This is a genomic window from Mitsuaria sp. MSU3D, from assembly GCF_056867975.1.
The window spans coordinates 5,473,864-5,488,073 of record NZ_CP200314.1 but is presented as its reverse complement, the minus strand read 5'-3'; the positions used below and the strand labels follow the sequence as shown (position 1 = coordinate 5,488,073).

At 70.3% G+C, this 14,210-nt stretch carries 10 protein-coding genes; 4 read left to right on the top strand and 6 right to left on the bottom strand.

Features of this window, described 5'->3' with window-relative positions:
* Window position 1: 1 nt before the first annotated feature.
* Window positions 2–736 (top strand): site-2 protease family protein, encoded by a 735-nt coding sequence (locus AC1VNM_RS24160; RefSeq protein ID WP_377158238.1) that lies wholly within the window; start codon window positions 2–4, stop codon window positions 734–736.
* Window positions 737–758: 22 nt separating this feature from the next.
* Here AC1VNM_RS24160 and AC1VNM_RS24155 read toward each other — a convergent pair whose 3' ends face one another.
* Both AC1VNM_RS24155 and AC1VNM_RS24150 read right to left on the bottom strand, forming a co-directional pair.
* Window positions 759–1,274, bottom strand: a complete 516-nt coding sequence (locus tag AC1VNM_RS24155) for a hypothetical protein (protein ID WP_377158240.1) — start codon at window positions 1,272–1,274, stop codon at window positions 759–761.
* A gap of 97 nt (window positions 1,275–1,371) precedes the next feature.
* Window positions 1,372–2,979: a CYTH domain-containing protein gene (locus AC1VNM_RS24150; RefSeq protein WP_483108595.1), complete on the bottom strand. Its 1,608-nt coding sequence runs from the start codon at window positions 2,977–2,979 to the stop codon at window positions 1,372–1,374.
* A gap of 214 nt (window positions 2,980–3,193) precedes the next feature.
* Between AC1VNM_RS24150 and AC1VNM_RS24145 the strand changes: the two genes are divergently transcribed.
* Entirely contained in the window at window positions 3,194–3,841 is a 648-nt protein-coding gene (locus AC1VNM_RS24145; RefSeq protein WP_483108594.1) for a hypothetical protein, read from the top strand.
* A 158-nt stretch (window positions 3,842–3,999) separates the two neighbouring features.
* Here AC1VNM_RS24145 and AC1VNM_RS24140 read toward each other — a convergent pair whose 3' ends face one another.
* The 4 genes from AC1VNM_RS24140 to AC1VNM_RS24125 form a co-directional block, all read right to left on the bottom strand.
* Window positions 4,000–5,748, bottom strand: a complete 1,749-nt coding sequence (locus tag AC1VNM_RS24140) for an alkaline phosphatase D family protein (RefSeq protein ID WP_483108593.1) — start codon at window positions 5,746–5,748, stop codon at window positions 4,000–4,002.
* A complete protein-coding gene (locus AC1VNM_RS24135) occupies window positions 5,745–9,827 on the bottom strand; it encodes an alpha/beta fold hydrolase (protein WP_483108592.1) in 4,083 nt (1,360 codons plus the stop codon). The genes AC1VNM_RS24140 and AC1VNM_RS24135 overlap by 4 nt, the downstream gene beginning before the upstream one ends.
* Before the next feature lie 37 nt (window positions 9,828–9,864).
* A complete protein-coding gene (locus AC1VNM_RS24130; protein ID WP_483108591.1) occupies window positions 9,865–11,667 on the bottom strand; it encodes an ATP-binding response regulator in 1,803 nt (600 codons plus the stop codon).
* Between the two features lie 327 nt (window positions 11,668–11,994).
* Window positions 11,995–12,573 (bottom strand): HD domain-containing protein, encoded by a 579-nt coding sequence (locus tag AC1VNM_RS24125; RefSeq protein WP_483108590.1) that lies wholly within the window; start codon window positions 12,571–12,573, stop codon window positions 11,995–11,997.
* A 327-nt stretch (window positions 12,574–12,900) separates the two neighbouring features.
* Between AC1VNM_RS24125 and AC1VNM_RS24120 the strand changes: the two genes are divergently transcribed.
* Entirely contained in the window at window positions 12,901–13,464 is a 564-nt protein-coding gene (locus AC1VNM_RS24120) for a cytochrome b (protein ID WP_377161620.1), read from the top strand.
* Between the two features lie 88 nt (window positions 13,465–13,552).
* A complete protein-coding gene (locus AC1VNM_RS24115) occupies window positions 13,553–14,194 on the top strand; it encodes a YceI family protein (protein WP_483108589.1) in 642 nt (213 codons plus the stop codon).
* The last annotated feature ends 16 nt before the right edge of the window (window positions 14,195–14,210 follow it).

Below are 14,210 nucleotides of genomic sequence, written 5' to 3'. Positions count from 1 at the left end.
GATGACCAAGCTCCTGTTCCTGCTGTTCTCGGGCGTCAAGCTGAGCAAGCTGCTGTTCAGCGGGGGCACGATGCTGCTGTCGCTGCTGCTGTACGCCTGGATCTACGGCTGGCGCTACGCGGTGGGGTTCGTCGCGCTGCTGTTCGTGCACGAGATGGGTCACTACCTCGCCGCGCGTCAGAAGGGCCTGAACGTGGGCCTGCCGACCTTCATCCCCTTCGTCGGCGCGTGGATCGAGCTCAAGGAGATGCCGCACGACGCGCAGACCGAGGCCTACGTCGGCCTGGGCGGTCCGCTGCTGGGGACTGTCGGCGCGACCGTCTGCTACTTGCTGGCGCGCAGCTGGAACCTGGACTGGCTGCTGGCGGTGTCGTACGCGGGCTTCTTCCTGAACCTGTTCAACCTGATCCCGATGTCGCCGTTCGACGGCGGCCGGATCACGGCGGTGCTGTCGCCGCGGATCTGGTTCGTCGGCGTGCCGGTCCTGGTCGGACTGTTCCTCTACCGGCCCAGCCCGATGCTGCTGCTGATCGCGCTGCTGGCCGCGCCGCAGCTGATGAAGGCATGGAAGTACCGCTCCGACAGCGAGGAGGCGAAGACCTACTACGCAGTCCCCGCCCGCGTGAAGTGGGAGTACGCCGCGTATTACATCGGCCTGGCGGCATTCCTCGCGGTGATGACGCACGACGTCCACGAGATGCTGGGCGCGGCGCGGCATCTCGGCGGCGACACCTGACGGCGGCGTCCGGGCGCGTCGATCAGTCCGGCGCGCCGGGCGCCCGGTAGAACATCGCGGTCGGCGTCTTGCCGCCCTGCCCGCTCGCCCAGCGGAAGTGCGGGTAGGTCGCCTGGTTGTCGACGACGATCATCTCGTCCTGGTTGACGCATCGGACCACCAGGAAGACATGGTCCTCGCCGTGGTGCTTGTCCTCGCGGCAGGTGCTGCCGACGTCCCCGCCGCGCTGGCTGCCGGGAGGCACCTCGATCCAGCCGCGCGCGAGCAGCGTCGCCGGCACGTCGATCGCCCAGCAGAGCTCGGGCACGTCGAATCCCGCCGCCCGCATCAGCACCGACAGCGTCATCGCGCATCCGTCGGCGGGATAGGTGCCGCCCTCGGGATCCAGCAATCTGCGCGCGGCGAGCGCCTGCGCGGCGCTGAGCCGGTCGGGATCGACCGCCAGCGCCAGCAGCCCGGGAATCCGGGCGCGATCCGGGACATCCTCGGCGGGACGGGGAGGAAGTTCGGTGAACGGCAGAGGATGGAACAACGGCATGGGGGCCTCGCAATGACTGGAATGAGGGAGTGCGTCCCGTCGCCTCGGCATGAGGCTGCGGGCGCCCTCTTCAGTGAAGTCAGTCGGCCAAAATGCTTCAGTCCTGCTTGCGGCGCTGCGACGGCTTGGCAGTCTTGGCGCGCTTCGAGGCGTCGCCCACGCCCATGAGCTTCACGGCCTTGACCGCCTTGGTCGCCTTCTCCAACGCCTGCCGCTGACGCGGCCTCAGCCATCCCAGGGCGAAGCCGGCTGCCGCCGCCGCCGGCACGTCGCTTCGTGCCATCGCCAGCGCGAGTTGCTCACGCGCCTGGGACAGGCCGACCTCGAGATCGTTCAGCGCACCGAGCCGCTGCGCGGCCTCGTGGACACGGGCGAGCTCCCGGGCCCGGCGTTCGATGTCCTTCTTGGTCAACTTGCCGCCGTCGGCACCGGCCGGGACCGCGAATGTCAGCTCCATCGCCAGGCGCAGGCGTCTCAGGCGGCGCCGCAGGTGATGCCGTCCCTCGACATCGAGACGATCGAAGCGTCTGACCTGCTTGTCCGTCGCGGCGCGCCACTGCGCGAGGTGGGCATGGACGGGGGCCAGGCCTTGCGTCCCTTCGGGCGCGTGGTCCGGCGCGGGGCGCGCGAGCCAGCCGATGACCGCGAGCAGCCAGCCCTGGACCTCTGGCGTGAGCAGCAGGCCGGCGACGTCGATGGGCGCTGCGGGCGAGACCTCGGAGGCCGCGGACGGACGCTCGGCGCGCCAGGCGGCAAGCATCGTCGCGCGCCAGCCGGCTTCGGCCTGCGCATCCGCGTCGCGCGCGGCGGTGAGCCGTCGCGACAGCTGCCCGGCGCCCTCGGCGAGCGCGAGCAGCGCGACGTCGTCGTCCGCCGCCAGCAGCCGCAGGCCGGCGCGCAGGCGGCGCAGACCGACGCGCATCTGATGCAGGTGCTCGGGCCGATGCCGGCCGCTCGCGATCTGCGAGGCATTGCCGACGACCGGCTCCAGACACTCGCGCAGCAGCACGTGGAGCGCGTCATCGCAGCTCATGTCCCCGGTCCAGTGGATCGCATGGGAATCGGCGACCGGCGCGCAGTCGAGCTGGCGCGCGAGCAGGTCGCCCCGCAGCGCTTTCGTACGCAGCTCCAGCGACAGCCCGAAACGCTCGATGGCCCATTGCCGCGCCGTTTCGAGCACGGCGCGGGCCTCGCCGCTCTTCAGCTCGATCTCGAGCTCGGCGACCGGCGTGCTGCGCAGCGAGTCGCCCTCGCCCGCGAGCAGCGCGCCGTGATCGAGCGCCAGTTCGACCGTGCCATGCGGCGTGCGCAGCGGCCGCGTCAGGCGGGTGATGTCGGTGCGGAACAGCGCCTGCAGCGCGCCTTCGGGCAGCGTGGCCAGCAGCGTCTGCAACGCCTGCCCGGCGGGATGGTCGGCGTGCCGGGCGACGTCGAGCCGGGGAATGTCCGCGCCGAGCGGCACGTTGTGTTCGAGGCGGGTCATGCCGTCGGGCGCGGCGCCCTTGAGCGTCTGCACCCAGACCTCGCCCTCGCGCCGCAGACGCAACGCGAAGCCGGCGCGCGCGAGGTCGCGCTCGGGCGTATCGAAGTACGAGGCCTGCAGGCGCTCCTGCGCCGCGACGGACTTGCCCGCCCCCGCGACCCAGCGGCGCACGGCGGGCCATTGCGATTCGGGGATCTGGAAACGCAGTTCGATTTCGGTCATCAGGCAGTGTCGCATGCAAGGGGTGACAGTCATCGGCCAGCGGACTGGCAAGACCCAGTCAGCAGGCGCTGCAGGTGTACCCATCGATGGTCGCCCCGTTGCGACGAACCGTGCAGGTTCTGCTTGACCAGCGGCATCGTTGACGAGGCGCAAGGCGTGAAGAGAACCGAATCGGAAACATGGCTGTCCCGTTGCTCCGAGAGCTTCCTTCGCCATGATCAGTTCTACCCTGGAAAGCGAGTCACGCCCGACCGCGGCATCCACCGGCGCGATCACCGATGTGCCGGTGACCGAGCATCTTGACGCGATATCGCCGCGACACCGAAGCCGGGTCGTTGCCCGATGTGGCGTGCCATGGGACCTGACGCATCTGGAGCCGATGGCGTTCCGCATCGATCCCGGACTCGGCTTCGACATCGTCGTCATCGCGTACTTCTCGAGTCATTGCTTCACGCGCTCAATTCCTTGGGATGGCCGGCCAAAGCACATGATCCCAACGGGCGAACTCTTCGACGATGGTCAGGAGATCCGTGTGCTTTGCGAAGAGCGCTATTCGCTCTCATCGATGCATCTGCCCAGGATCATCAAGGACCTGCCACAGCGTGCGATCCGCATCGCCCGTGAACAGCCGCAGAACTTCGTCACCGTCGAATCTGTGACCAGCAACATCGGCGCATCGCAGCAGCACTATGTGCTGTTCTTCGAATTGAGCCGGGATGCCAAGCGGAGGCGCCGACTTGTACTCAAGGTCCAATCGGCATACCTGCAACACCCTTTCGACACCAGTTTGACGAGGGGGCGAAAGGTCAGCTTTGCGAAGCTGTTGAAAGCAACTTGCTTGCGGCAACCCTTGAGGCGTTGACTGAAGCAATTGCACAAAAAACAGGCGGCCACCCAAAGGTGGCCGCCGCACGCGGGGTTCTCTATCGCGTTTCCGCGAACTCCCATTCCAGCTGGGACCCGATTGCTCGGGCGGCTCGACCGTCTCACTCCGCCTGGTTCGATCTTGAGGTCCGCAGTCTATCGACCGGCTTTGGCCAACGCAAGATTGCCAGATGACAACACACCATCCGGCAAGTCCGAAGATTGACCGGCTCGGTCAAACCAGAGTTCGACCTCCCCACCTCGCACGCGGAGCACCGCGAAGCCATCGCCCGGATGGTCGGCCCATGCGCTGACGACGCATCGCAGCCGCTGACCATCCGGGCCGTCGAACTCAAACACGTCGGGCGCGGCCAGTTCCTCGGCCGCCGTGATCGCGAACGGCCAGGGCGCGTAGAGCGCGGAGCTGTGGATCGAGTGGATGCGCACCGGGCCACGGTCGTCACCGTCGACGGCGGAGATCTCCGCGCTCACCCAGCCCGAGCGGTGCTCGTCGCCCGACAGGAACACCAGTCCCGAGGCACGATGCCGCCACACCAAGCCCAACAGTTCATGCAGGCTGTGCGGGTAGCCGTCCCATCCATCCGAACGCAGGCAGCTCGCCGCGTGCTCAACGCTCATCCGGCGTCGCGGCAGCGGCAGCGATCCGCTCAGCACGAACTTCGGCCGAGACGCGCCGCGCGACAACCATTCGTTGAATGCATCGCGTTGGGTGGTCGACCACAGGCGCGCGCTCGACCAGTTTGCGACGCGTCGTGCCTCGCGCTCGCAGCGCGCGTCGGCGATGAAGAAGGCAGCGCCGCGCCAGTCGAACTCGTGCCACAGCAGTTCCGGGCCGCCCACGCGCGGGCCGGCTTCCCACCGGTGATGCCAGGCGGCCTGGCGCGCGACATCGAACCAGGGGCCGTTGCCGCCGTGGCCGGCGCCAGGACCCGGTTCCCAGTTGTCGACGATCTCGTGATCGTCGATCGCCTGCACGACGCGCGCCACCGTCGGTGGCAGCAGCCGCACCGGACCGGCCTTGAACTCGCCGTAGGCGCGCGCGTACCGCTCAATGCCGCTGCGCGAGTCGGCCAGTCCGCCGCTCGCATCCGCATAGATCTGGTCGCCGGCGAACAGCACCAGCGAGCAGTCCTGTCCTCGCGCCGTGGATCGCGTGAACTGGTGCAGTCTCGCCAGTGACGCAAGACCTGGCCCCGCCTGCGACGCATCGAGTTCCCACCCCGGACTCACATCCAGCAGGCCCGGCGGGTACTGGCACGCGGCAAGCGCGAAGCACAGGCCTCCGTCGTCGACGGTGACCTCCGACCCGCCCGGCGAGGGCACGAAGCCATGCGCCCAGCGATGCGGCGGCAGATCGAAGAACTGATCCAGCGCGCCTTCGACCTGCGCGTGCAACTCCTCGTGGCCAAGCTCGTGCATCACGCCGCGATGCGCGCCTTCCATGGCCAGCGCGCGCGGCTCCAGGTACAGCGCCACCAGCAGCAGGCCGTGGATGTCGATCTCATGCTCGTCGCCGTCGGCGCCCGTCGCGGCCTCGTCCTTCGGGTGACCCGCTGCATCGGACATCGCGCGCGGCGGCACAGGGAACGCCTCCACGGCCTGCGAGGTCCGCCAGGGCGCGCCCGGCTGCCCCACGCCCGGTGGCACGAAGGACTCGATCCGCCAGGGCTGCGGCAACTGCTCGTAGGTCCAGCCGCCGCGCCACCGCATCGGCACCCACAGCAGCCAATGCGGCCAGCCACGCTCCGGTCGCAGCGCCGTGAGCAGTGGCACGCGGCCGGTCTCCGGCGGCGCCCGCTCGATGCGATGACCCGGCGCCTCGGCGCCAATCAGCAACGCGCTGGCCGGCGTGCCCCGGCGTGTACCGTGCAGGACCCCGCTCATGACTGCGGCTCCTCGGCCAGGAAGGCCAGCACGTGCGGGAACACCTGCGTCGCGACATGGCGTCCGATCAGGCAGTCCTGATGCCCGTGGCCCGCGATCACCCGGTAGCGATAACGGCCCGGCGCGGCCTGGTCGTAGTAGTCCTTCAGCAGCTCGGCGCTGTCGGCGCTGCACAACCCGTTGTCCTCGCCGTGCAGCGACAGGACCGGGAACGCCTTGAGCAGCGCCAGGCTCTTCGCCAGACTGTCGAGATAGACGCTCGCGCCCTGCCAGTCGGTGATCTCGTGGCATCGGGCGAAGTGGATCGCCTGCGCGACCGTGTCCATGTTCAGCGGCCCGAAGTGGTCGTCGATGAATGCCAGCACCGCGCGATCGACGTTGCCGATCGCGAAGTCGCGCCCGTACAGCAGGTCCATGCGGTGCCGCGTGGCGGTCCAGGGCGTGCGCCGCATCCGCCATGGCGGCCAGGGCGGCGGGTTCTCCAGATCGAACTCGGCCTCCGGATACGGCAGGCTGGCCAGCAGCCGGTCGAGCAGGTGATCGAACAGCGTCGGCGTGCCCTCGGGCCGGAACGCGTACCCGCCCAGCGGCAGGTAGGGCCGCAGGTACTGCATCAGCACGCCGCGCAGGCTGTTCGTCGGCGACATCACCATCAGCGGCGTGACCTGCGAGATCACCAGCTTCGAGATCCGGTCCTTCAGCGCCGCGCGCAGTGCGAAGCAGCGTTCCCACGGCTGCTCGCGCGGCTCCAGCAGCGCCATGTGCAGCATCACCGATCCCATGCAGTGCGCGAGGATGTTGAGCCGCTCCCGACCGGTCTCGCGCAGCACACGATCGACGGCCAGCGGGATGTCGTTGAACGCGGATTCCTCGAAGGTCCACGGCAGCGTGGCCGTCGGCAATCCCGCGCTGGTGCGCAGGTCCAGCAGCCAGACGTCGTGGCCCGCGTCCCACAGCAGCTGGGCCGGACCGGGGCGCACCGAGTGGTGCGCGAAGGTCGTGCCGCTGGCGCTGTAGCCGTGGATCATCAGCACGGGTTCGCCGCCCGGCCGGCCGTAACGCGTCAGGCGGATCAGCACCGGCCGGTCGTCGTCCTCGCGCGTCGGGCGGTCCAGGTCCTGGCGCTGCGCGCCCGCGTCGCCCCAGCGGCCGGCGGCCATCTCGATCACCACGGGATCCGGCAGTCCCGGCACCGTGCCCGGCAGGCGCGAGATGCGCCGCCGCGGCGCCTCGTCGGGCTTGCGGAAGGTCCAGGCATGCAGCCCGATCGTCATCCGCGCGATGTAGGCCATCAACGCGCCGACGTCGCGCGCTGCCGAAGGAATGTCGCGCGCCTGCCGGATGCGCAGCAGCGGCAACCGCTCGCGGGCGAGGTGGTGCATGTCCAGCGTCAGGACGATGTCCCGCGCGCCCGGTGGCGGCGCCATGCCGGCGGCCGGCGTCAGCGTCATGCGGCTCAGCTGCGTCCAGGGATTGCCGCGCCGCGTGTAGCTGATCCGCTTGCATCCGCGCAACGACTGCCCGCGCAGCCCGGCGGCCCACGCGGGCAGGTCCGCGGCCGGGTCGATGAGCACCTGGTAGCGCATCACCCGCGCCTCGCCCGCATGGCCCGAGAGGTGCCAGGCGTTGACGGCCCGCGCGCGCAGGCCTGCTCGTGCCGCGCCCGGCGTCCTGGGCGGCGATCGGCGCCCCGCCCAATCGATCAGACCCTGCCAGGCGTCGCGCACGCCGCGGTTGATCGCCCAGGCCCACAGCCCGCGCGCATGCCGCCGCAGCGATCCCGAGTCCTCGCGCTGGAACAGCGTCAGCACGCCTTCCGCCAGCGGCGCGATGAACAGTGCGTGCTCATCGCCGCGTTCCTCGTGCGCCCAGAGGCGACCGTCGCCCGGCTTCGGGCCGACGATCTCGAAGCATCCGGGCCGTCGCTCGCGAGCCTCGAAGACGCGAAGCCGGCTGCCCGGCGCCACGATCAGTCGCCGCTCGGGGCCAGGTCTCAACAACTCCACCAACGCCTTCGGACGGAAGACGACGCAGAGCTCCATGTACTTCACCGGCGAGCCCGGCGCTCCGGACCAGCGCACGAAGCCGCCGAGGCGCTCGCGCACCTCGATCACCGTGGCATCGGGGGCTCTGGCGGCGCCGTCGCTGCTCGCGCTGCCGCCATTGCCGGAGTGACCGGCGGCGGAGGACGGCGGCCCACCCCGTCCAGGCCCGGCAGGCAGGCGGAACACCGGACGCTCCGGCTCCCGGCGCCGGGCCACCGGCGATGGCGCGCCCAGTCGCCAGAGGACGGCGAGCCGGTCCAGCGCCCGCTGCGCCAGCGCGCTGATCGTCAGCGCCGGATTGATCGCGATCGAGCCCGGCACGATCGAGCCGTCCAGCACGACGAGGCCGTCGTGCACCGCCTCGCCGTCGCCGGAAAACACCCGCCCGATCGCGTCGACGACGCCGTCGCTGCCGAGGTCCCCCATCGCGCAGCCCCCCAGCGGATGCACGCTGACCATCGGCCCGCGGGCGTCGTTCGTCAGGAAGGCCATGTCCGGCGGCAGCAGCTGCCACAGCGGATTGCGCAGCAGCCGCGCGCCCTGGGTGTGGCAATGACGCGCCAGCGCCTCGTGACGGCGCGCGATCGCGGGTTCGTCGCGCAGCCCGGGCCAGTCGACCTGCAGCCCGCCTGGCTCCTCGAAGCCTTCCCGTCGGACCAGCCGGCCGGTGCCGCTGTCGCGACCGACGATCGCCAGCGGCAGCTGCCGCTCGGTCACGGAAGGACGGACCGCGAAGGGATCGTCGAAATCGGCGCGCTCCTCATGCGGGCCGGCGTTTGAACGGGCCAGCGCATCCAGCGTCGCCGCCAGCGCGAAGCCCTCCTCGAAGACCGGACGCAATGCGCCGGGAATCGCCAGGTCCTCGACGACATGATCCGGCCCGGCGTCCCACACGCCGGTGATGGTCGGACCCACCTGGCGCGCCGCGGGCGGCTGGTCCTCGTCGGCGACCGCATGGACCGCCCGCGGCCAGCCGTGGCCCACCGCGATCACGTCGCCGTTGGCCGAGAACGCCTGCCCCAGCATCCGCGACAGCGTCAGCCCCCGGTCCCGCGAGCGCATCAGGATCTCGGTCGACCCCAGGCTGCCGGCGGCCAGGATCACCCGACGGGCGAGCACCTCGAACGGCTCGCCCTGCCGCCGGCGCAGCAGCTCGTCGGTGTGCTGCAGCGTGACGCGCCAACCGGCGCCGGGGGCCGCCACCAATGCTTCGACGCTCGCGCCGCAGACCAGCTCCGCGCCCTGCCGCCAGGCCTGCAGCAGCAGGCTCGTGTCGAGCGACTGCTTGGCCTCGTGGTTGCAGCCGGTCGCGCAGTCGCCGCAGGCGATGCAGGGCTGGTGCGACCATTCGGCCGCACCGCGCGGGCGCGCGTCCATCGCGACCTGGATCCTCGCCGCGCGTGTGCGCGCCGGGTCGAGCGCCTTCAGCGCCTCGAGCCGGCGCGTCTTGAAGCCGGCCTTCGCGCGCAGGCGTTCGATGGTGTTGTCGCCCTCGTCGTCGCGGACGCCCAGCAGCCGCTCGGCGCGCTCGAACCAGGGCGTCATGTCCTCGCGCAGGAAAGCCTGCGGCCAGCCGGGTTCGCGGAACACCGCCGGCGCGGGTCGCTCCATCACGCCCGCGTTGATCAGCGATCCGCCCCCCAGGCCGTTGGCCAGGGCGACGCAGACATCCGGTCCCAGCCGCAGGTCGAAGAGCCCTTCGCGACGTCCCGTCGGCGCATCCGCGCCGGGACGCGCCAGCCGCACGTGACCGGGCAGATCGGCGAAGCGGCTGGGGAACGCCCCGGGCAGGTACTCACGCCCGCGCTCGAGCACGACCACGCTCAGCCGACGGCCGTCCTCGTCGCGACGTCCCGCGAGCGCATGCGCCGCCGCGGCGCCGCCATAGCCGCTGCCGACGATCAACACGTCCACGGCGGCCGGGCCCGGCTCCGGGACCGACAGCCGCCCGGCCATCCAGTCCTCGAGCGGCCGCGACAGCCAGCGCGTGCCCGAGGGTCTCGGCCGCCGAGCGTCGGTGCCGTCCGACGTCACGCGAGCCGCCGTGTCGGACGACGCGGCAGACGGGGCCTCAGAGGGGACTCTCGGCGCCTCCTCGAACGGTCGAGACATCGGCACCCTCCCTGCGATATTCGGCCAGCGCGGCCTGCATCGCGTTGATGAGCAGCTCCTCGGTGACCGGTTTGTGCAGCAGCGTCAGGCCCGCCTCGTGGGCCTCGCGCAACCGCTCGGGCGCAGTGTCGCCGCTCACGATCAGCGCGGGCAGTCCCGGGAACGCGCTTCGCAGCGAGCGCACCGCGCTGATGCCGTCCTCGCCGCCGCGCAGCCGGAAGTCGGTCAGCAGCAGGTCCGGCTGCTGGCCCATGCTCTTGAGCAGGCCCTCGCGGGTGCTGCCGGCCAGCAGCACCTGGCAGCCGTGCGCCGTCAGCAGCGCGTGCATCGCGACCCGCACCGGCTCCTCGTCGTCGATCACCAGCACGCGCATGGGCGGCAGCGCCGGGCCCTGCGTCGGCGTCGAGCCGGGTCGCACCAGCGCGATGTCGGCGGCGGTCACGTTCAGCATGAAGCTCGAGCCGTGCCCCGGCGCCGACCGCAGCGCCAGGTGCAGGTCCAGCAGGTCCACCAGCCGCGTCACGATCGACAAGCCCAGCCCCAGGCCCTTGGCGCGATCGCGCTCCGGGTTCCCGACCTGGTAGAACTCGTCGAAGATCCGCTGCTGCTCGTGCTCCGGGATGCCCATGCCGGTGTCGCGCACCGTCAGCCGCCAGACTTCCTCGTCCTGGCCGCGATGGACCTCGATCGCCACCTCGCCGCGCGCCGTGTACTTGAGCGCGTTGTCGATCAGGTTGCGCACCACGCGCTCCAGCAGCACGGGGTCGCTCTCGACGCAGGCCTCCGGCGGGCAGTCCAGTCGCAGCAGCAGGTGCTTGCGCAGCGCGGTGGGCTGGAACTCCCGCTGCAGCCGGCCCAGCCAGGGCTGCAAGGCGAAGCCCTGGTTGTTCACCGGCACGACGTTGGCGTCGAGCTTCGAAATGTCCAGCAGCGCATCCATCTGCGAGGACAGCGAGTGCAAGGCCAGGTTCATCTGCGTGACGATGACGCGGCCCTCGTCGTCGAGCGGGCGCTTGTCCAGCGCCGCGCCGAACAGGGACAGCGTGTGCATCGGCTGGCGCAGGTCGTGGCTGGCGGAGGCCAGGAAGCGCGTCTTCGCCGCCATCGCCGATTCCGCCTGCGACAAGGCCTGGCGCAGCTGCTGGTTGCTCTTGTTCTGCTGCAGCCGGATCAGCACCGACTCGGCGAAGACGCGGTAGGTGTCGCGCGCCAGGCCGGTCAGGATCAGGCCGAAGAAGACGATCAGCGCCGACAGCACCCAGTCCAGCCAGCGGTGCTCCGCGCCGGGCTCGTGGAACAGCCCCCACGACAGCGCGGTGGCGAGCGTCACCGGCCAGAGGAAGACCTGGAACACGACGCGGTGCCCGGCGGTCGTCGCGACCGCGCCGGCGCACAGGCCCAGCAGCACGATGGTCTGCACCATCCGCTGGAAGTCGCTCAGGTGGGGGGCCGCGATCAGCGAGGCGCTGAAGACCAGCCCGTTGGCCAGGCTCAGCCACACGGCCCAGTCCATGCGCTGTTCCAGCGGGCGGTCCTGCATTTCCGGCAGGCGGCCCAGCACGGCCCAGCGCGTCACCAGTACCGCGTACACGGCGGCCAGCCAGCCGTAGGCCAGCCAGGGCGACATCACGCTGGCCGCCATCACCGCCATCATCAAGGCGGCAATGCTCACCGGATAGGGGACGCGACGACCCTGCTTGCCGATCAGCCGCAGCAGTTCGAGCTCGACGCTCGCCTGCTCGGCGCTGCGCTCACCCGCCATGACCGGAACAGACAGCGCCTGGCCACTGCCGCGAATGGAAATGCATGGGTTGTGTAAGGCTTGTTCTGGGCCGGCAATATATCGTGCCGTGCCGAAAACGTGCCGCGCAGATAAAACTATGCCGACCACCGCCACCCTTGCGGGCTTTGGTAGGTCGGCATAGCACTCCTCCCCTTGATCACGACGCTGAGGTCCAGGCAGCGCGCGATCGGTACCCAGTATGCAAAGCGACTCGGGGGTCCGATATCCCCCTCAAGAGGGAGACACGCTTTGACATCGACCCATTCCGCATGTGCTCATACGGAATGCGCCTATGCCGCCCGCGCCTCAGGCGATGCGCACCCGCTCCGGGGCCCGTGTGTCGTGCAGCAACTCTTCGAGCAGCACCAGGTAGTAGCCGAGCGGCGGCGTGCGCATGCCCGGCCGCTTGGCCAGATCATCCCAACGGCGCAGCTGCAGCGAGGCGCTCGCGTGCGGGTGGGCCATGAAGAGCAGCCGTTCCTCCGCATTCATCGGCCCGCCCTGCAACGCCAGGCTGTGGCGCGAGGCGTCCGACAGCCCCGGTCCGTATGCCGGGTCGGTGCTGACCAGGTAACGCTTGGCGGCGACGTGCAGGCGGATCGGCTCCACCACGGCCGGGCCCAATCCCCCGGCGCGCAGCAGCGGCAGCGCGGTCAACTCATGTTCGTCGTCCCGCAGAGGGGCGCCAGAACCGCCGTCCATCAGCTGCCCGATGTCGTGCAGCAGCGCGGCGGCTACAAGGCTATGCTCCGCGTGGGCCCACTCGGCCAGTTGGGCGCATTGGAGCGCGTGCTCCAGCGCGGTGACGGGCTCCCGGCGCTCGTCGCCGTACTGCAGGTGTCCGCGGCGGCGGAACACCGCCTCGATCTTGGCGATCAGGTCCATGGCAACTCCTAGCCATCGCTCCAAGGGCGGAGCGGGCGCCAGTCTCGACCCCGCCGATGACGGATCTGTGAAGCATGGCCGGGGCTCCCATTCAAATTGGATGAACAGTGGCCTCAGTTCCGGTGAACCGACGATGTACGGCGCACGCGGACACTTCATGCCATTCCGGACCTCCCGACGCCCCAGGTCTTCCCAAGGACGCGAGCCGACATGACTGCCATCGACAACCAGAACAACGACCCTGACCAGCAGCCCACGCTGCCCGCCGAGACCCACGATGGCACCGGGGCCCCCATCGCCACGTCGCCAGCGCCCGCGTCCACGGCGATGCCGCCGGTGCCGGCCGCGGTGCCGCCCACGGGCAAGACCCGGTACGACGGCCTGGCGATGCTCTTCCACTGGGTGCTGGCGATCGCGATCATCGGCACCTTCTCCGTGGGCTGGTACATGGCCGACCTGCCGTTCTCGCTGACGCGGCTGAAGCTCTTCAACTGGCACAAGTGGGCCGGCGTGACGATCCTGGCGCTGTCGGCGCTGCGGCTGCTGTGGCGCCTGACGCACCGCCCGCCGGCGGACCTGCCGATGCCGGGCTGGCAGAAGCTGGGCGCCCACGCGGTGCACTGGCTGCTGTACGCGGCCTTCTTCGCGGTGCCGCTGAGCGGCTGGGCCTACAGCTCGGCGGCGGGCTTCCCGATCGTGTGGTTCGGCGTGCTCCCGCTGCCGGACTTCGTCGGGAAGGACAAGGAACTCGCCGAATCGCTGAAGCAGGTCCACCAGTTCTTCGCCTACGGGCTGGGGCTGCTGGTGCTTGCCCACCTTGGCGCCGTGGTCAAGCATGTCGTCCTCGACAAGGACGGCCTGCTGCGGCGCATGCTCCCGGGCCGCGCCTGAGCGGCACGGCGACAGCCCCGGCCCGGACCGCAAGAAACAACACCTGACAACACCTGACCCCCAAGATCCACGACTGGCAGAGGACCTCATGACCGCACGCATGGCCACCCATCTCTCGATCACCGCGCTGTCGGTGCTGAGCGCCGCCCTCCTCCTGGCCGCGCCGGCGATGGCGCAGACCAAGCCGGCGGCCGCGCCCGCCACGGCAGCCGCCGCCACGACAGCGGCCGCGCCCAAGCTGGTGCCGGCGCAGAGCGACATCGCCTTCACCTTCCGCCAGATGGGCGTGCCGGTGGACGGTCACTTCAAGAAATTCGATGCGCAGCTGGCCTTCGATCCGAAGAACGCCGCGGCGGGCAAGGTCACCTTGTCGATCGAGCTGGGCAGCGCCACGCTGGGCGACGCCGCGACCGACGCGGAGCTGGTCAAGCCCGAGTGGTTCAACGTCAAGAAGGTCCCGACGGCCACGTTCCAGAGCACCTCGCTGAAGGCGCTGGGCGGCGGCAAGTTCGAGGCCGCCGGCAAGCTGACCATCAAGGGTCAGGTCAAGGACGTGGTCGTCCCGGTGGCGCTGGCCCAGGCCGGCGGCACGACGACGGCGACCGGCGCGTTCGCGATCAAGCGGCTGGACTTCAACATCGGCGAAGGCGAATGGAAGGACACCTCCATCGTCGCCAACGACGTGCAGGTGAAGTTCAAGCTGGCCATCACCGGCATGGCGCCGCTGTAAGCCGATTCCGCGGCCG

Bases quoted from the DNA above. Each gene is read 5' to 3' on its own strand.
- AC1VNM_RS24120 (WP_377161620.1), top strand. From the start codon at position 12,901: ATGCCGCCGGTGCCGGCCGCGGTGCCGCCCACGGGCAAGACCCGGTAC.
- AC1VNM_RS24145 (WP_483108594.1), top strand. From the start codon at position 3,194: ATGATCAGTTCTACCCTGGAAAGCGAGTCACGCCCGACCGCGGCATCC.
- AC1VNM_RS24150 (WP_483108595.1), bottom strand. From the start codon at position 2,979: ATGACCGAAATCGAACTGCGTTTCCAGATCCCCGAATCGCAATGGCCC.
- AC1VNM_RS24155 (WP_377158240.1), bottom strand. From the start codon at position 1,274: ATGCCGTTGTTCCATCCTCTGCCGTTCACCGAACTTCCTCCCCGTCCC.
- AC1VNM_RS24115 (WP_483108589.1), top strand. From the start codon at position 13,553: ATGACCGCACGCATGGCCACCCATCTCTCGATCACCGCGCTGTCGGTG.
- AC1VNM_RS24140 (WP_483108593.1), bottom strand. From the start codon at position 5,748: ATGAGCGGGGTCCTGCACGGTACACGCCGGGGCACGCCGGCCAGCGCG.
- AC1VNM_RS24125 (WP_483108590.1), bottom strand. From the start codon at position 12,573: ATGGACCTGATCGCCAAGATCGAGGCGGTGTTCCGCCGCCGCGGACAC.
- AC1VNM_RS24130 (WP_483108591.1), bottom strand. From the start codon at position 11,667: ATGGCGGGTGAGCGCAGCGCCGAGCAGGCGAGCGTCGAGCTCGAACTG.
- AC1VNM_RS24160 (WP_377158238.1), top strand. From the start codon at position 2: ATGACCAAGCTCCTGTTCCTGCTGTTCTCGGGCGTCAAGCTGAGCAAG.